The following is a 16,341-nucleotide window of genomic DNA, read 5'->3' on the forward strand; positions in this document are numbered from 1 at the left end:
GACGACGCTCACCCACCCTTTCGTCATCGTCGCGTCACACGCCACCGACAACGCCTCTGGCATACCCGCCCGCCGCCTCCAGACCCCCCGTCCACCGTCGAAAGCCGCGCCAGTCGCGCCATTGCGTTGCGCCACGGATCCGAACCTGGATCAAGGTATGACATCGGCAGCCATGCTATACAGCGGGGGCTTTTTATGAGGAGAGGGAAAATGGAAGCACAGAAACAGGGAAACCCCGCGGTGGTCGGGCTGGCCGGATTCGGCCTCACGACGCTGGTCTTGCAGTTTCACAATGTCGGCTGGATGGGCGTCGGCCCGGTGATCTGGCTGGGGCTGATCTTCGGCGGCCTGGCGCAGATGATCGCCGGCCTGCAGGAAAAGGGCACCGGCAACAACTTCGGCTATTGCGCGTTCACCGCCTACGGGGCTTTCTGGATCGCTCTGGCCATGCTGCTGATCGGCAACCAGTTCAACATCTACGTGTCCAGCAAGACCGACATCGGCTGGTTCCTGGTGGCCTGGACGGCCTTCACCGCCATCCTGTGGATCGGCTCCATGCGCATCCACAGCGCCCTGGCGATCACCTTCACGCTGCTGCTGGCCGGCTTCGTGCTGCTGGATCTGGCCCACTTCGGCTATCCCCAGCTGACCGTCGTGGCGGGTTACGAGCTGATGGTGTGCGCCCTGTCGGCCTGGTACATCATGGCCCATCTGATCTTTGCCGACGTGTTCGGTCGTGACGTGCTGCCCGTCGGCAGCCCGTGGATCAAGGCCTGACAACCGCCAAGGAGATTGCCATGAACAAGATTCGCACCACTGCCATCCTGGCCGCCACCGCGCTGACGATCGGCCTCACCAGCCTCACCGCCCACGCCGATGCCGATGCCGATTCGGCCACGCCGCAGGAGGTCATCACCAAGGTCTGGGGCGCCGCCAAGTTCCTCCAGACCAAGGGCATCTCGGGCATCGCCGCGCTCAACAACGCGGACGGCCCCTGGGTGTGGAAGGACACCTACGTGTTCGCCTTCGACTGCCGCATGGACCGCATGGTCGCCCACCCCTTCCGCCCGGATCTGGTCGGGCGGCCGATCATGCAGATCACCGACAGCAACGGCAAGCACATCTTCAAGGAACTGTGCGCGGCCGCCGGGCACAAGAACGGCGGCTGGGTGGACTACATGTGGACCAAGCCGGGTGCCGGCAACGCCTCGCGCAAGGTCAGCTACGCGGTCACCGCCGAGATGGCCTTCTCGAGCGGCATCCAGCTCGCTGCCGGGGTGTATGACGATGCGCTGACGGTCGAGGCCCTGGATGCGCTGACCGCGCAGATGGCGGACCCGACCAAATACGTGCACTGACGGCACATCCCGTCCGCACACGGCCGGCCCGCGTGGCAACACGCCGGCCGGCCGTTTTTCTTCGCGCGCCGGGCTACCGAACCGGCGTCACCGCCACCTGGATCTCGCCGGAGATGGCCGGCTCCATGGACACCGGTTCGGCCAACCCGGTGGGGAGGGCGCCGCCGGCAATCGGCACGAACCCCGGCATCCACGTCGTCCACTCGCTCTCGAGGATCGCAGGCGTGGTGTGGACGATCAGATAGCGGGCGCCGGACAGCGCGCCGTCAATGGTGAGGGTCGCCCGGATCGACGCCGCCCGCGGCGGCAGCACCGACGCCGGCACGGGCGAGAACAGGCCGCGCGCCCGGTGGTCGATCACGTGGAAGTCCGCATCCAGCAGCGTCACCGCAGGCGCGAAGATGTAGAAGCGCCGCAGCGCCGGCAGGTTGCTCGGTGTCACCACGCTGCGCAGCGAGATCGTGTAGGGCCGCGTCGCCGCGGGCAGCGCCCAGGCCAGGAAGCGGCTGCGCCCCTCGGCGAAGTCGAAGACCGGCGAACCGGGCCCGATGCGATAGGTGCCGCTGCCGGTGAGCGACAGGGGCTGGAACGGCAGCGCCGCCAGACGCGCACAACATGGCACGCGGGCGGCAAGCGCCTCGCGATAGGCCAGCGCGCGCGCCTGCCGGTCGTTCATGTCCCGGAGCGCCAGGCGATGCACCGCGAGCGCCCCCAGCTGGGGATTTTTCGCCCGCAGGGCGCCGGTGGCGGCCTCGAAACGATCCTCGAAGCGCGGCACCACCTGGCGGATGTTGGCCCCACCGAGGGTGTCGAAGCGGCGGGTGCCGGCGAGCACCAGATCGCCGAAGTAGTACGCCGTGCCCGCACGATCGAGCGTGAACGCGTAGGAGACGAGCTCCGAGGCATAGCGCGACAGGGCCAGGCTGAGCTGGTAGCGCCCGGGGGGCAGCGCCCAGGCGAAGCCGCCGTCCTTGTCGAAGGACCGGGTCACCAGCCCGGGTTCATCCGCGCTTTCGATGTTGCGGATCACCACCGGCGTCGACAACGCGGAGATCACGTCGCGCTCGCCGTCCCGCTCGAGAACGATGTGCCCGAAGACCAGAGCCTTGTCGTCCAGGCGGGAGACGCCGTGCTCGAAGCCGACATGCGCACACCCGGCCACCAGCACCGCGAGCGCGGCAACCCGCAGGACATGCACCGCCGTGCGCAACGCCCCCATGGTCTCGCCTCCTTGCCCGGCCGCGGACTCGCCGGCCTGTCGGACACAGCCTATGGCACATCCTCAGAGGCTGTCCACCACCCCGCCGTCGACCCGCAGCGCCGCGCCGGTGGTCGCCGAGGCCTGCGTCGAGCACACGTACACCACCATGTTGGCCACCTCCTCGACGCTCGCGGCACGGCCGAGAATGGACGAGGGGCGGGCCGCCTTGATGAAGTCGGTGACCACCTCGTCGAGCGACGCCCCGCGTCGGGCCACCTCGTCGGCGAGCAGCTCGGCCACCCCGTCGGACAGGGTCGGACCGGGCAGCACCGAATTGACGGTGACGCCGGTGCCGGCCATGCGCTTGGCCAGACCGCGGGCGATCGAGAGCTGCGCGGTCTTGCTGAAGCCGTAGTGGATCATGTCGGCGGGGATGTTGAGCGCCGATTCGGAGGCGATGAACACCACCCGCCCCCAGCCGGCCGCTTCCATGCCCGGCAGGTAGGCCCGCGCCAGGCGCACGCCCGACATCACGTTGACCTCGAAGTAGCGCGTCCACGTGGCGTCGTCGGTGGCGAAGAAATCCTCCGGCCCATAGATGCCCAGGTTGTTGACCAGGATGTCGCAGGCCGGCTGCGCGGCCACCAGCGCCGCACAGCCCTCCGCCGTCCCCAGATCGCCGGCGAAACCTTCGACCGATGCGTTCGGCACCGCCTGCCGGATCGCGTCCACGGCCGCGTCCACATGTGCCTGGCCGCGGCCATTGACCACCACCGTGGCACCGCACGCCGCCAGCCCGGTGGCGATCGCGAGGCCGATGCCCTGGGTGGAGCCGGTGACCACGGCGCGTTTTCCTGTCAGTTCGATCTTCATGCCTTGCTCCTTCAGTGTCCGGTCGATGCCGAAACATAATCTCGAGATTTTAGTGCAAGCCGACGGGGCGAACAACGACGCGAGCGCGCCGGGGCACCTGGAAACACGTCGCCGAAGCCGCGGTCGAACCTGCCTCGACGCCCATCCGACGTACCCCGGAACCGTTTCCGCCACTGACCGATCCGGCGCACGGTGTCATGATGGGCACCGACATCGCATCGGGCCGTCGGTTGCCCGGGGCTGGATGTAGGTGTCTCCGTGCGCGCGAACGTTCAATGAGCCGCGCAGACGACGATCAACGTCACCCATGTGCCAAGGGAGAAATTCGAGTGAGTGGTTTGAAACGCAATGTCGGGCAGAAGATCGCGCTGGTCGCCGCCGCGCTGTGTGCCGTCCTGGTGCTGCCGTCCATCGGTGGCTTTGTCTGGATGTGGCGCGAACGCGGGGGCGCCGATGCCTGGGTTGCCAGCATGTTCGCGGTGGTCGTGTTCTTCGCCGGCTGCGCCGTCGTCCTCCACGTGATGAGCCGCCCGAAGCCGTCGCTGCCGCCGGCGGACGCCCCCGACGAGCCCTGAGGCCGCGCGGCACCCGCCCTGTCGGATTCACGACAATCCGCCCACACCCGACAACGCCCGGCGCACAACAACCCCGCTAAATCAACGGCTTGGCAAATGGCATCAAGCTTGCTCCCGGATCATCAAGGAGCCCGCCATGACCCAAGCCATCCACATCGTCGTCAATGACACCACCCTGCGCGACGGCGAGCAGTCCGCCGGGGTGGCCTTCTCGCTGGACGAGAAGCTCGACATCGCGCGGGCGCTGGCGGCGGTGGGCGTGCCGGAGCTGGAAGTGGGCATCCCGGCCATGGGCCCGGAAGAGTGCGACGGGATTCGCGCGGTCGCCGCACTGGGGCTGCCGGCCCGGCTGATGGTGTGGAGCCGCATGCGCGAGGACGACATCGTCGCCTGCGCCGGCCTCGGGGTGGACCGGGTGGACATCTCGGTGGCCGCCTCGGACCAGCACCTGGCCCACAAGCTGGGCCGCGACCGCCACTGGCTGCTGGCCACCCTGCCGCGCACCATTGCCACCGCGCGGGCGCTGGGGCTGGAAGTGGGCCTGGGCTGCGAGGACGCCTCGCGCGCCGACCCCGACTTCCTCTGCCGCCTGGCCGACGTGGCGCAGCAGGCCGGCGCCCGCCGCCTGCGCTTCGCCGACACCCTGGGCATCCTCGAGCCCTTCGCCACCTTCGAGCGCATCGCGGCCTTGCGCGCCCGCACCGATCTGGAAATCGAGATGCACGCCCATGACGACATGGGCCTGGCCACCGCCAACACCCTGGCCGCCTGCAAGGCCGGCGCGACCCATGTGAACACCACCGTCAACGGCCTCGGCGAGCGCGCCGGCAACGCCCCGCTCGAAGAGGTGGTGCTGGGGCTGCGCAAGCTGCACGGACTGGAGACCGGCATCGACCTGCGCGCCTTTCCGGCGCTGTCGGCGCGGGTGGCCGCCGCCTCGGGCCGCAGCGTGCCCTGGCACAAGAGCATCGTCGGCGCCGGCGCCTTCACCCACGAGGCCGGCATCCATGTGGACGGCCTGCTCAAGCACCCGGACAACTACCAGGGCTTCGATCCCTCCGAAGTGGGCCAGGCGCATCGCATCGTGCTGGGCAAGCATTCGGGCGCGCGCGCCGTGCACGTGGTGTTCGAGCGCCTGGGGGTGGCCATCGACGCCGACGAGGCGCACCGGGTGCTGGCGCAGGTACGCGCCTTCGTGTCGCGCCACAAGCACACGCCGGACGACGCCGTGCTGCTGGAGATGCTCGCGGCGCTCCGGGCGGACCGCCGCGTTGCGCTCATCGCGGCCGGCGCCCACGAGGCGCGGCCGCTGGCCCCGCTGGCCTGAAGGATCCCCCCATGTCCGACGCCATGACCGCCACCGACGCCGACGCCCCCCGCGAACGCCCCCCCGGCCTGTTCGGCCTCCTGCGCGAGGATCTGCGCTGCGTGTTCGACCGCGATCCGGCGGCGCGCTCGACCGTCGAGGTGCTCACCACCTACCCGGGCGTGCACGCCATCCTCGCCCACCGCATCGCCCATCGCCTGTGGCGCGGCGGCTGGCGCTACAGCGCCCGCTGCCTCGCCTTCGCCGCGCGCGCGCTCACCAACGTGGACATCCACCCGGGGGCACGCATCGGCCGGCGCTTCTTCATCGACCACGGCGCCGGCGTGGTCATCGGCGAGACCGCCGAGATCGGCGACGACGTGACCCTCTACCACGGGGTCACCCTGGGCGGCACCACCTGGAGCAAGGGCAAGCGCCACCCGACCCTGAAGGACGGCGTCGTCGTCGGCGCCGGCGCCAAGGTGCTCGGCCCCATCACCGTGGGCGAGCGCGGCCGCGTGGGCGCCAATTCGGTGGTGATCAAGGACGTGCCCGCCGAGCGCACCGTGGTCGGCATTCCCGGCCGCATCGTCGCCACCGGGCCGTCGCGCCGCACCGCCGGCGGCATCGATCTGGACCACCACCTCATGCCCGACCCGGTCGCCAAGTCGATCGCCTGCCTCATCGACCGGATCGAGACCCTGGAAACCGAACTGGCCCGCCTGCGCAACGCACCTCCCCCGGCCGAGCGCGAGGGCGAGTGCCGCGTGTGCTCGGCCGGCGACCTGTGCTGCGAATCCGACGCCATGCATGCGCAGACCGAGACGACGGTGTAAGCCCCATGGACCTGCTCGACTTTACCGACTGCAACCTCTACTTCGAGGACCCCTTGCCCGCCGCGGCCGAAGCGCTGCTCGAGGAGGCAGCCGCCGCCTATGGCGAACCGACCGCGGAAGCGGCGCTGCGGCGCGCCTACGCCATCGCCCCGCGCAACCTCACCGTGCTGGTGGGCCTGTACCGCTTCTACTTCTACCAGCACCGCATGGACGCGGCGCTGGACGTGGCCGAACAGGCCATGGCGGTGTCCGGCGCCACCCTCGGCCTGCCCGGGCACTGGAAACACCTGACCGCCGAGTGTGTCGCCCACGCCGCCGCCGACGGCCGCTTCGCCCTGCTGCGCTTCTATCTGCTGGCGCTCAAGGCCGCCGCCATCGTGTTGCTGCGCCAGCGCCGCATCGCCGAGGCCCGCGAGCGGCTCGAATGCATCGCCGCCCTCGACAGCAAGGACCACCTCGACAGCGCCAAGCTGCTCGCGCTGATCCGCGAGTTCCACGACCTGCCCGACAGCGAGACCGCCTTGGCCGCTTAGGACAGGCGAACCAGGAGAGCCCCAATGGAAGACACCCTCACCCTCGAAGACGCCATGGACGAGCTGAGCTCCGCCGAGGACTTCCTCGACTACTTCGGTGTGCCTTACGACCCGGCGGTGGTGCACGTCAATCGCCTCCACATCCTCCAGCGCTTCCACGACTATCTGGCCAAGCAGGCACCCCGGATGCCCGAAGACGAGGCCGACGCCCGCGCCGTCTACACCTGCTGGCTGACCCGCGCCTACGCGGATTTCGTCACCTCCAACGCCCAGGCGGAGAAGGTGTTCGCGGTCTTCCAGCATCAACCCAACGCCGAGGGCGGCACCACCTCCTTCGTGTCCCTCGACAAGGTCTTCCGGACCGAATAGACAGGAGGCCGCACCCATGATGAACGCCCGCTGGGACTATGGCGAAGCGGTCCGGCTGATCCGCAACGTGCGCAACGACGGCACCTATCCGGGCATGGACCCGGGCGACTTCCTCGTGCGTCGCGGCAGCGTCGGCTACGTGGTGGACGTGGGCACCTTCCTCCAGGACCAGGTCATCTACTCGGTGAACTTCCTCGACGAGGGCCGCATCGTCGGCTGCCGCGAGGAAGAGCTCATCGGCGCCGATGATCCGTGGACGCCCTCGCGCTTCGAGTTCCGCGACAAGGTGCGGGCGGCCCGCACGCTGTCGGTGGACGGCACGGTGCTGGTCGCCACCGGCGATACCGGCGAGGTGGTGAAGGTGTTGCGCGACGCCCCCGGCGGCGTGGCCTACCACATCCATTTCGACACCCTGCCCGGGCGCGTGCTGCAGATTCCCGAACCGCTGCTCGAGGCGCGGGATCCGGCCGGCGCGACGGAGTAAGGTCATGATCCCGGCCTACACCGAACTGAAACTCGCCTGGGGCCTGTTCGAGAAGGCGCCCGACGCCCTCGACACGGCGCAAAGGCAACGCGTGCGCGAAGTCGCCCGACGCCAGGCGGACCTCGAACGCCGGGTGCTGGCCACCCGCGAGGCCGCCGGCGTGGTGGTGCCTGATCGGGCCATGGCCGCCGCGCTGGCGGACATCCGCGGCCGCTACGCGACCGAGGACGATTTTCTCGCCGATCTGCAGCGCCTCGGGCTGAACGTGTCCGACCTGAACACCGCGCTGCACCGCGAGCTGCGCGTCGAGACGGTGCTGGAGAAGGTCGCGGCGCGGGCGCCGGCAGTCACACGCGTCGACGCCGAGCTCTACTACCGCAGCCATCCGGAGGCCTTCGACCGCCCCGAGGCGCGCCGCCTGCGCCACATCCTCATCACCTCCAACACCCCGGCCGAACAGGCCGCGGCTCAGGCGCTGCTCGAGGCCATCCGCGCCGAAGCGCCGGACGCGACCGCCTTCGGCGACAAGGCGCTGGCCCATTCACACTGTCCGACCGCCATACAGGCCGGCGAACTGGGCGTGGTGCGGCGCGGCCAGCTGTTCGCCGAACTGGAGCCGACCGCTTTCGCCCTGGCCGAAGGCGAGCTCAGCGCGGTGACCGCCTCGCCCATGGGGCTGCACCTGATCCGTTGCGACGAGATCCTGCCCCATGGCCCCATTCCCTTCGACGAGGTCGCCGAGCGCCTCGTCGGCAAGCTCGACGAACGCCGCCGCGCCCGCGCCCAGCAGGACTGGCTGCGCCGCCTGGCGGAGGCGGGCGCCACCACGGCGATGCCCTAACCCGGACGCGCCCGGCGGACGAACACCTCCCACTGGTGCAGCACCAGCCCGCACAGGATCATCACCACCCCCGTCCACAGCCGCGGCGTGGTGTGCTCGCCGTTGAGCGCCTGCCCCAGCAGCAGCGCCAGCACCGGCGTGATCAGGGTGATCAGCGCCACCCGCGAGGCTTCCAGGTGACGGATGCAGTGATAGTAGGCGGCGAAACCGATCACCGAGCCGAACACGCCCAGATAGACGATGGCGCTCAGGGCCCGCAGCGGCAGGTCCACCGGCACCCGGCCCTCGGCCAGCCACCACACCAGGGCAAAGCCGGGCAGGGCGACCGCCACGGTGCCCACCGTGGTGGCCAGCGGCGGGCTGTCGTTGCCGATGCGCTTGATCCACACCATGCCGGCGGTGTAGCAGGTCATGGCCACCAGCAGGGCCAGCAGCCCGGCAACGGCCATGGGCCCACCGGCCAAACCGCCCTGGACGAAGATCACCGCCAGTCCGCCGACCCCGAGCACCGCCCCGGCGATGCGCCGGCGGGTGAGCGAACGCTCCCCCAGCCACAGCGCCGCCATCACCGCCGCGGCCAGTGGCGAGAGGCCGAACATCACCGAGATCAGGCCCGAATGCACATGGCGCGCCGCCCAGTAGGTGAGCGCCATACCTGCGAACAGGCTCGCGCCGCCGACCAGATACACCCGGCGCGCATGGGCGTGCAGCGGGAACGGAATACGACACATCGCCAGCACCCCGGCGCCGACGAGCACGCCGATGAGCATGCGCGAGAACACCGCGAAGGCGAAGCCCGCCCCCTGGGTGCTCCACTGGATCGCCAGCGGGGTGGTGGCCCAGATCAGGATGACGCTCAGGTAGGCCAGCTGGACAGGCATGTCGCACCTCCATTCGACGCGTTGACCGAAGCGGCGCAGACGACGTCCGCGCGCGGTCGGACGGCCCCCATCCGGCACCACGCACGGCCGCGGCCCTGCAGGCAGGTGGCGATCGGAAGGCGGGTCATCGTGCTCATGGGGAGGCTCCTTGTGGTCGAGCAGGCAAAGAAAAGGGCCGCGGTGTGTGTCACCGCGGCCCCCGAACGGATTCGGTCTGGATCGAACGCTAGGTGCATCCGGGCCCCGGCGACGCGCACGCGCGCCATACACGCATGGCATGGCGTCGGGTGCAGCGCGGGGACAGTCGGAACAGGGTCGCGTTCATGGGCAAAAGTGTGGGGTCGGACCGGGCCGGGTGTCAATCACTGAAACAGGGCACCCACGCTCTCGCCGCTGTGGATGCGCTCGATGGCCGCCGCCAGCAGGGGGGCGACGGTGAGCACGGTGAGCTTGTCCAGGTGCTTGTCCTCGTCGATGCGGCAGGTGTTGGTGACGACGATGGACTCGATCGCCGATTCGCGCAGGCGCTCGATGGCCGGGCCACAGAGCACGCCGTGCACCGCCCCGGCGTGGATGCTGCGCGCGCCCGCCGCGCGCAGGGTGTCGACGGTGGACACCAGGGTGCCGCCGGTGGAGATCTCGTCCTCGAAGATCACCACGTCCTTGCCGCGCACCTCGCCCACCACCTGGCCCTGCTTGACCTGGGTGTCGCTCACGCGGCGCTTGTCGATGATGGCCATGGGAATGCCGAGGCGCTCGGAGAAGCGACCGACCCGCTTGGCGCCCCCCGCGTCGGTGGCCACCGCGACCATGTTCGACAGGTCGTAGTGCTCGCGGAAATGATTGGCGATGGTGGGGATGGCGGTGAGGTGATCGACCGGAATGCTGAAGAAGCCGTGCACCTGGTCGGCGTGCAGATCCATCGTGAGCACCCGGTCGGCGCCGGCCGTCTGCAGCATGTCGGCCACCAGGCGCCCGGTGATCGAGATGCGCGGGGCGTCCTTCTTGTCGGAGCGCGCATAGGAATAGTAGGGCACGACCGCCGTCACCCGCCGCGCGGAGGCGCTGCGCAGCGCATCGAGGGTGATCATGAGCTCCATGATGTGGTCGCTGACCGGCTCGGTGAACGACTGCACCACGAACACGTCGCGCTCGCGCACGTTGGCCTGAACCTGCACATGCAGGTTGTCGTTGGAGAAACGGGAGATCTCCAGCGGGCTGACGGGAATGTCGAGGATGCGGCCGATTTCGGCGGCCAGCGCGCGGTTGGAACCGCAGGCGAAGACTTGCAGGGCGTCCTTCATGGCGAACTCGGGCATGCTCTGGATGGAGAAACAAATTGTAAACGCCCGGCCCGCCGCGGTGGGCCGATCGGGGAAATTGTCCCTTGAAGGGTGAGCGCCTCAGCGCAGGGTGCGCAGGTACTGGATGACCGGTTCGATGCGTTCCTCGCCGAGCTTGGTGACCTGGGCGGTCATCGGCGCATAGAAGCGTTCCCCCGAGAGGGTGAGGTAGCGCATCAGGCTGGTGCGCAGGTACTTGGGCTGCTGGCCCGCCAGGCGCGGCGCCGTGGCGGTGCCGTGGGCATCAGCCCCATGGCAGCGGGCGCACAACTGGGCGAAGGCGGCCTTGCCGGTCGCCACCTGCCCGGGATCGCCGGAAACCCCCGCCGGCGCCCCACGGGTGGCGAAGAACAGCACCAGCTCGGCGCGCTCCTGCGGCGACAGCGCCCGCATCAGCCCTTCCATGAAGGGCGCCTTGCGCGCGCCGGTGATGAACGCGTTCATCTGCTTGAGCAGGTATTCGGGGTGCTGGGCGGCCAGGTTGGGCACGTCAGGGATGTTGCTCACGCCGCTCTGGCCGTGGCAGTTGGCGCAGAAGGTGGCGTTGCGCGCGCCGTTGTCGATGGCCTTGTCACGCGCCACCGGATCCGCCGAGAGGGTCGCGAGTACCTGCGCGGCCTCGCCCGGCCCCGCCTGGGCGGCCATCGGCACCAGGGCACACAACAAACCGAAAACCACGGTGGTCAGAGGCCGGCGGAACATCTCGATTCTCCCTCATCGCGTGCGCGCAACAATTGTTACAAGGTGTAAACGGCCTCGCGCACGCGGACTTGAGCGATCACGACGCCAGACGGCGCCCCATCGGGCCACGGCCGACGAGCGGTCATCGAGCCGCTGATGATTCTCACCAGATAGCTTGCTAGAAAGCTATTTAGATGCTAACTTGACGCCATGAGCCGACCCTGCCGAACCCGTTGCGAAGACATGCTTCGCCAGACCGCCGAGAGCTTTCCCGAGATCAACACGCCGGGCATGCGCCTGATCGCGCGCATCTTCCGCCTGCGCGATCTCATCTTCGAGAACGCCCAGCGCGAGATGGCGCGCTTCGACCTGTCCGCCGCCGAATACTCGGTGCTGGCGACCCTGCGCAAGACCCCCGCACCCCATGCCCTGCGCCCGTCCGACATCTACAAGGGCATGCTGCTGAGCTCGGGCGGCCTGACCAAGGTGCTCAAGTCGCTCGAGCAGCGCGAGCTGATCGAGCGGACCGACGACCCCGACGACCGGCGCGGCAGCATCGTGCACCTCACCGACACCGGCATCGCCTTCGCCGAAGACGCGATGCGGGCCGTCATCGGCAGCGACATCGCGCTGCTGCGCCGGGTCGCCGACGCCGACACCGTCGATGCCTTGTCCGAATCCCTCCAACCCTTCACCGAGGCGCTCGACCGATGAATCCCCTTGCCGCCGACCGTGCCGGGCGCATGCACTTCTACGAATTCGTGGCCTTCATCGCCGCGTGCATGGCGCTCAACGCGCTGGCCATCGACGTGATGCTGCCGGCGATGCCCGAGCTCAACGCCGACTTCTTCCTCAGCGACCCCAACCAGAGCCAGGCGGTCATCGCCCTCTATCTGGTGGGCATGGGCGCCTCGCAGCTGTTCTACGGCCCCCTGTCCGACCGTTTCGGCCGCCGGCCGGTGCTCATCGGCGGCCTCGCGCTGTTCTCGCTCGCCGGCCTGCTCTCGGCCATGACCCAGAGCTTCGCCATGCTGCTGGCGGCCCGCTTCGTCCAGGGCCTGGGCGCCGGTGCGCCGCGGGTGATCGCGGTGTCGCTGGCGCGGGACACCTACTCCGGCGCGCAGATGGGCCGGGTCATGTCGCTGGTGATGATGGTGTTCATGGCGGTGCCGATCCTGGCCCCGTCCATCGGCCAGCTGATCCTGCTGGTGGCCCCGTGGCGCTGGGCCTTCGGCGCCCTGGTGGTGGGCGGCGGCCTGATGCTGGCGTGGACGCTCTACCGGCTCGAGGAGACGCTGCCGGTCCACCGCCGCCGGCCGATGTCGCCGGCCGCCGTGTTCGAGGGCTTCCGCATCGCCGTCACCACCCGCACCACGCTCGGCTACATGCTGGCGATGGGGCTGGTGCTGGGCGCGCACATGGGCTTCGTGATCTCGGCCCAGCGCATCTTCATGGACGTGTTCAATGCCGGCCAGCGCTTCTCGCTGCTGTTCGCGCTGGTGGCCCTGGCCATGTCGGTGGCGGCGTTCACCAACTCGCGCCTGGTGGTGCGCTTCGGCATGCGCCGCCTGGCCATCCTCGGCCTGGGCGCGCTGATTGTGCTCAACCTCGCCCACCTGGCGCTGGTGTGGCGTCACGGCGAATCGCTGCCCCTGTTCCTGCTCATGCAGGCCGGCAGCATGTTCATGTTCGGTTTCCTCGGCGCCAACCTGAACACCCTGGCCATGGAGAAGGTGGGCCACGTGGCCGGCACCGCCTCGTCGCTGATCGGTTTCTTCACCACGGTGAGCGGCGCGGTGCTCGGCTTCGTCGTCGGCCAGTGCTTCGACGGCAGCGTGGTGCCGCTGACCAGCGCCTACGTGGTGCTCGGGCTCGGTGCGCTGGCCATCGTCATGGTGACCGAACGCCCGGCGGCGGCGCTGCCGGCCGCCTGAGGCTCAGTAGAGCAACAACGGGCGCGTCGACTCGCGCCAGGCCGCCTCGTCGGGGCGGGCGAGGGCGTCCAGGTCTTCGGGGGCGGCGTCGGCGGCGTCCACCCACTCGCGCAGCTGCGGACCACCGTTGATCAGGTCGATGGCGAGGCGCTCGAACTCGTATTCGTAGGGAAAATCCCGCCACAGCGGATAGTCCGGCCACAACCGGCGGATGGCCTTGAAGGCCAGCGCCTGCAGGCGCCAGGGGTGGAACGCGGTGTGCTGGTAGTGACCCGCCGCCTCCACATGGATCTGCACCCCGTGGCACAGCTGCCCGGCGTGCTTGTGGAAGGTGGGCTCGAACGCGCACTCGCGCAGCACGCAGCCGCCCAGCCACTGCGGCGCCAGCTCGCGCAGGGTGCGGACGAGGGCGCGCGTGTCGATATCGGGCGCGCCGAACAGCTCCAGCGGGCGGGTGGTGCCGCGCCCCTCCGACAGCGTCGTGCCCTCGAGCATCACCGTGCCGGCGTAGCAGCGCGCCATCGACAGATTGGGCGCGTTGGGGCTGGGATTGATCCAGGCCCTCTCGCCCAGCGGCCAGCCGAAGCCGGGCGCCGCGCCCGGATGCCAGCCGCTCATGGCGATCACCTCGCAGTCCACGTCGAGCCCGAATTCGCGCACGAACCAGAGGGCCATCTCGCCCAGGGTCAGGCCATGGCGCATGGGCATGGGGCCGGCACCGACGAAGCTCTCCCAGCCGTCGCGCAGGCTCAGGCCCTCCACCGGCCGGCCTGCCGGGTTGGGGCGGTCGAGCACCCACACCGACTTGCCGTGCGCCGCCGCCGCCTCGAGCACGTAGCGCAGGGTGGTGACGAAGGTGTAGATGCGGCAGCCCAGGTCCTGCAGGTCCACCAGCAGCACGTCGAAGCTGTCCATCATGGCGTCGGTGGGGCGGCGCACCTCGCCGTAGAGGCTGAACACCGGGATGCCGAGGCGCGCGTCGGTCTCGTCGGGCGATTCGACCATGTTGTCCTGCTTGTCGCCGCGCAGGCCGTGTTGCGGGCCGAAGGCCGCGGTCAGCTCGATGTCGGGCAGCTGCGCCAGCGCGTCGAGGCTGTGGGTGAGGTCGGCGGTGGTCGAGGCCGGATGGGCGAGCAGGGCCACGCGCTTGCCCGACAGCGGCCGGCGCAGCGCCGCATCCTCGATGAGGCGGTCGATACCGAATTTCATGCCACTCCATCCTCCGAGAACATCAGCGCGAACCCGTCGCGATGATGAAAATCCGGGTGCGCCAGCGGATGGCGCACCGCCCAGTACGACAGCGCCCCGGCCCGGTCCTCCAGCACGCAGGTGACCGACAGGCACCCCGCGGCCGGCAGCAGGGCGCCGTCGAGGGTGACGCTCAGCCGGTGGACACCCGCATCCTGACCGAAGGCGATGGCCGGCCGCCATGGCGGGTTTCCCTGAGTGGCGCGGCGCTCGCGATAGCGGTCGAAGGCGTACGCGGCCCACTGGCCGGACGGCGCGCAGTTGAACTCGATGTAGCCGGGTGCGTCGGGGGCGGCCACGAAGGCCTCGCAGCAGCTGTGCTGCCACAGCCCGTCGGCCGGGCCGGGCGACGCCGGCGGCGGCATCCGCAGCACCGCGGCCGGATCCCGCAGGCGATAAGCGAGCCTCAGCGCGCCGTCGGGCGCCCGCGCGACATCCACCTCGACGCCCACGCCCGGAGGCGCCGGCACGGCGGGATGGGGCACGAGACGGACGGAACGATCGGAACACATGCGAGGACACGGCGGCAAACGGGCCGCCAGTGTAGCGCGGACGCTGCGCTCCGGCGCGCGCTGGCGACGGCGCCGGAGGGGCTGCCGCCGCTCAGATCACCGATTCGAACAGCTCCAGCTGCGGCGGCCCCAGGTACAGGTCGCGCGAGCTCTTGCCGGCGTTGGCATGGGCCGCGCGGAAGGCCTCGGACTGGGTCCAGGCCTCGAAGTCGGCCTCGGAGGCCCATTCGGTGAAGGACGAGAACAGGGTGTACTCGTCGCTGCTCGCGCCGCGCAGCAGATGGAAGCGGACGAAGCCGGGCACATCGGCCAGATGGCTGTCGCGCTCGCGCCACATCTGCACGAATTCGTCTTCTTTTCCGCGGGCGATGCGGAAACGGTTCATGGCCAGGTACATGGGGGTGCTCCAGGGGAAAAACGGTCGGATTCATTCTATGACCGAAAGGTTTCCGATGGGTGCCGCACCGGCATCGCGACGCCTGGCCGCGCCACGCCCGCGAAGCTCAGGCCGCGTCGGAGGTCTGCAGCGCCTGCAGGGACGCCACCAGATCGGCGAAGCGCTCGCCCTGCACCACCACGTGGCGCTGGAGGGTGTCCGCGGCACCCTCGCTGTCGCCATGGACGATGCGATCGACGATGGCCTGGTGCTCCGAGTACGACGTATTCATGCGATTGCGCACGCGCAGCTGCAGACGGCGGTAGGGGCGCAGGCGCCGGTGCAGGGCGTCGGCCTGCTCGGCCAGGAAGCCGTTGTGGCTGGCCTGATAGATGTGCTGGTGGAAGACCTCGTTGAGGCGGTAGTAGGCGTCCGGATCCTCGGCGTCGCGCGCCGCCTCGCAGGCCCGGTGCGCCGCGAGCAGCTCGGCCTGTTCCGCCGGCGTGATGCGGCGGGCCGCCAGGCGCCCGCACATGGCCTCCAGCTCCGCCATGACCTCGAACATCTCGCACAGGCGGGTGGGGCTCACCTTGGCGACGATGGCGCCACGGCGCGGGCGCATCTCGATCATGCCCGCCGAGGCCAGGTGGATCAGCGCTTCGCGGATGGGCGTGCGCGAGACGCGGAATTCATCGGCCAGGTCCTGCTCGTCCAGGCGCATGCCCGGGTGGTACTGGCCGGTCACGATGCGCTCTTCGATCTCCTCGACCAGCTGCTCGGAGCGCCGCAGCGGGGGCACGGTATCACTCATCTTTCTCTCCGATGATCGGATGTAACAGGAAACATTATACGCAAGTGTTGACAGTGCACACACTTAATCCTAGCTTGTATACAAAACAACAATCATTGCATTCATGAATTGAATTCATGGCCGGTTCTTCGGCGCCAGGAGGGGCGTCCCGGTCACGGACAACACCACCAGGAAGGAGA

At 69.5% G+C, this 16,341-nt stretch carries 20 protein-coding genes; 11 read left to right on the plus strand and 9 right to left on the minus strand.

Annotation, left to right across the window (positions count from 1 at the left end):
• Nucleotides 1-210 precede the first annotated feature (210 nt).
• Nucleotides 211-777, plus strand: a complete 567-nt coding sequence (locus G3580_RS19100; RefSeq protein WP_173768250.1) for an acetate uptake transporter — start codon at nucleotides 211-213, stop codon at nucleotides 775-777.
• A 20-nt stretch (nucleotides 778-797) separates the two neighbouring features.
• Nucleotides 798-1,358 (plus strand): cache domain-containing protein, encoded by a 561-nt coding sequence (locus tag G3580_RS19105; RefSeq protein WP_173768252.1) that lies wholly within the window; start codon nucleotides 798-800, stop codon nucleotides 1,356-1,358.
• 73 nt (nucleotides 1,359-1,431) lie between these two features.
• On the opposite strand, the gene G3580_RS19110 is transcribed toward G3580_RS19105, so the two are convergent.
• Nucleotides 1,432-2,577, minus strand: a complete 1,146-nt coding sequence (locus tag G3580_RS19110; RefSeq protein WP_173768254.1) for a MalM family protein — start codon at nucleotides 2,575-2,577, stop codon at nucleotides 1,432-1,434.
• A gap of 63 nt (nucleotides 2,578-2,640) precedes the next feature.
• The gene (locus G3580_RS19115; protein ID WP_173768256.1) at nucleotides 2,641-3,432 is read right to left on the minus strand and encodes an SDR family NAD(P)-dependent oxidoreductase; all 792 of its coding nucleotides are present in this window, start codon (nucleotides 3,430-3,432) and stop codon (nucleotides 2,641-2,643) included.
• 329 nt (nucleotides 3,433-3,761) lie between these two features.
• Here G3580_RS19115 and G3580_RS19120 point away from each other — a divergent pair, with 329 nt between their 5' ends.
• From G3580_RS19120 to nifM, 7 genes are all read left to right on the plus strand, one after another.
• Nucleotides 3,762-4,007, plus strand: a complete 246-nt coding sequence (locus tag G3580_RS19120; protein ID WP_173768258.1) for a hemerythrin family protein — start codon at nucleotides 3,762-3,764, stop codon at nucleotides 4,005-4,007.
• Nucleotides 4,008-4,143: 136 nt separating this feature from the next.
• Nucleotides 4,144-5,334 (plus strand): homocitrate synthase, encoded by a 1,191-nt coding sequence (gene nifV / locus G3580_RS19125; protein ID WP_173768260.1) that lies wholly within the window; start codon nucleotides 4,144-4,146, stop codon nucleotides 5,332-5,334.
• A gap of 11 nt (nucleotides 5,335-5,345) precedes the next feature.
• Complete coding sequence (cysE, locus tag G3580_RS19130; RefSeq protein WP_173768262.1) at nucleotides 5,346-6,149, plus strand: serine O-acetyltransferase; 804 nt, start codon at nucleotides 5,346-5,348, stop codon at nucleotides 6,147-6,149.
• 5 nt (nucleotides 6,150-6,154) lie between these two features.
• Nucleotides 6,155-6,682: a hypothetical protein gene (locus tag G3580_RS19135; protein ID WP_173768264.1), complete on the plus strand. Its 528-nt coding sequence runs from the start codon at nucleotides 6,155-6,157 to the stop codon at nucleotides 6,680-6,682.
• Nucleotides 6,683-6,706: 24 nt separating this feature from the next.
• Entirely contained in the window at nucleotides 6,707-7,051 is a 345-nt protein-coding gene (nifW, locus tag G3580_RS19140; protein ID WP_173768266.1) for a nitrogenase-stabilizing/protective protein NifW, read from the plus strand.
• A gap of 16 nt (nucleotides 7,052-7,067) precedes the next feature.
• A complete protein-coding gene (locus G3580_RS19145) occupies nucleotides 7,068-7,535 on the plus strand; it encodes a nitrogen fixation protein NifZ (RefSeq protein ID WP_228720720.1) in 468 nt (155 codons plus the stop codon).
• A 4-nt stretch (nucleotides 7,536-7,539) separates the two neighbouring features.
• Entirely contained in the window at nucleotides 7,540-8,376 is an 837-nt protein-coding gene (gene nifM, locus G3580_RS19150) for a nitrogen fixation protein NifM (RefSeq protein WP_173768268.1), read from the plus strand.
• Here nifM and G3580_RS19155 read toward each other — a convergent pair.
• From G3580_RS19155 to G3580_RS19165, 3 genes are all read right to left on the minus strand, one after another.
• Nucleotides 8,373-9,257 carry a DMT family transporter gene (locus G3580_RS19155; RefSeq protein ID WP_173768270.1) on the minus strand — a complete coding sequence of 295 codons (885 nt, stop codon included), beginning with the start codon at nucleotides 9,255-9,257 and terminating at the stop codon, nucleotides 8,373-8,375. The two genes, nifM and G3580_RS19155, sit on opposite strands and share 4 nt — an antisense overlap.
• 362 nt (nucleotides 9,258-9,619) lie before the next feature.
• Entirely contained in the window at nucleotides 9,620-10,561 is a 942-nt protein-coding gene (locus G3580_RS19160; protein ID WP_173768272.1) for a ribose-phosphate diphosphokinase, read from the minus strand.
• Between the two features lie 99 nt (nucleotides 10,562-10,660).
• Entirely contained in the window at nucleotides 10,661-11,302 is a 642-nt protein-coding gene (locus G3580_RS19165) for a c-type cytochrome (protein WP_173768274.1), read from the minus strand.
• A gap of 222 nt (nucleotides 11,303-11,524) precedes the next feature.
• Here G3580_RS19165 and G3580_RS19170 point away from each other — a divergent pair, with 222 nt between their 5' ends.
• Both G3580_RS19170 and G3580_RS19175 read left to right on the plus strand, forming a co-directional pair.
• Nucleotides 11,525-11,995 (plus strand): MarR family winged helix-turn-helix transcriptional regulator, encoded by a 471-nt coding sequence (locus tag G3580_RS19170; RefSeq protein ID WP_173768276.1) that lies wholly within the window; start codon nucleotides 11,525-11,527, stop codon nucleotides 11,993-11,995.
• The gene (locus tag G3580_RS19175) at nucleotides 11,992-13,215 is read left to right on the plus strand and encodes a multidrug effflux MFS transporter (protein WP_217424552.1); all 1,224 of its coding nucleotides are present in this window, start codon (nucleotides 11,992-11,994) and stop codon (nucleotides 13,213-13,215) included. Before G3580_RS19170 ends, G3580_RS19175 begins: the two co-directional genes overlap by 4 nt.
• A 3-nt stretch (nucleotides 13,216-13,218) precedes the next feature.
• Here G3580_RS19175 and G3580_RS19180 read toward each other — a convergent pair whose 3' ends face one another.
• The 4 genes from G3580_RS19180 to G3580_RS19195 all read right to left on the minus strand — a co-directional run bounded on the left by G3580_RS19180 (nucleotide 13,219) and on the right by G3580_RS19195 (nucleotide 16,162).
• Nucleotides 13,219-14,424: an exo-beta-N-acetylmuramidase NamZ family protein gene (locus G3580_RS19180; RefSeq protein ID WP_173768278.1), complete on the minus strand. Its 1,206-nt coding sequence runs from the start codon at nucleotides 14,422-14,424 to the stop codon at nucleotides 13,219-13,221.
• The gene (locus G3580_RS19185) at nucleotides 14,421-14,948 is read right to left on the minus strand and encodes a DOMON-like domain-containing protein (RefSeq protein WP_173768280.1); all 528 of its coding nucleotides are present in this window, start codon (nucleotides 14,946-14,948) and stop codon (nucleotides 14,421-14,423) included. Before G3580_RS19185 ends, G3580_RS19180 begins: the two co-directional genes overlap by 4 nt.
• Before the next feature lie 118 nt (nucleotides 14,949-15,066).
• Complete coding sequence (locus G3580_RS19190; RefSeq protein ID WP_173768282.1) at nucleotides 15,067-15,372, minus strand: antibiotic biosynthesis monooxygenase family protein; 306 nt, start codon at nucleotides 15,370-15,372, stop codon at nucleotides 15,067-15,069.
• 106 nt (nucleotides 15,373-15,478) lie between these two features.
• Complete coding sequence (locus tag G3580_RS19195) at nucleotides 15,479-16,162, minus strand: GntR family transcriptional regulator (protein ID WP_173768284.1); 684 nt, start codon at nucleotides 16,160-16,162, stop codon at nucleotides 15,479-15,481.
• Nucleotides 16,163-16,341 lie beyond the last annotated feature (179 nt).

This window comes from Nitrogeniibacter mangrovi, assembly GCF_010983895.1.
Classification (GTDB): Bacteria; Pseudomonadota; Gammaproteobacteria; order Burkholderiales; family Rhodocyclaceae; genus Nitrogeniibacter; species Nitrogeniibacter mangrovi.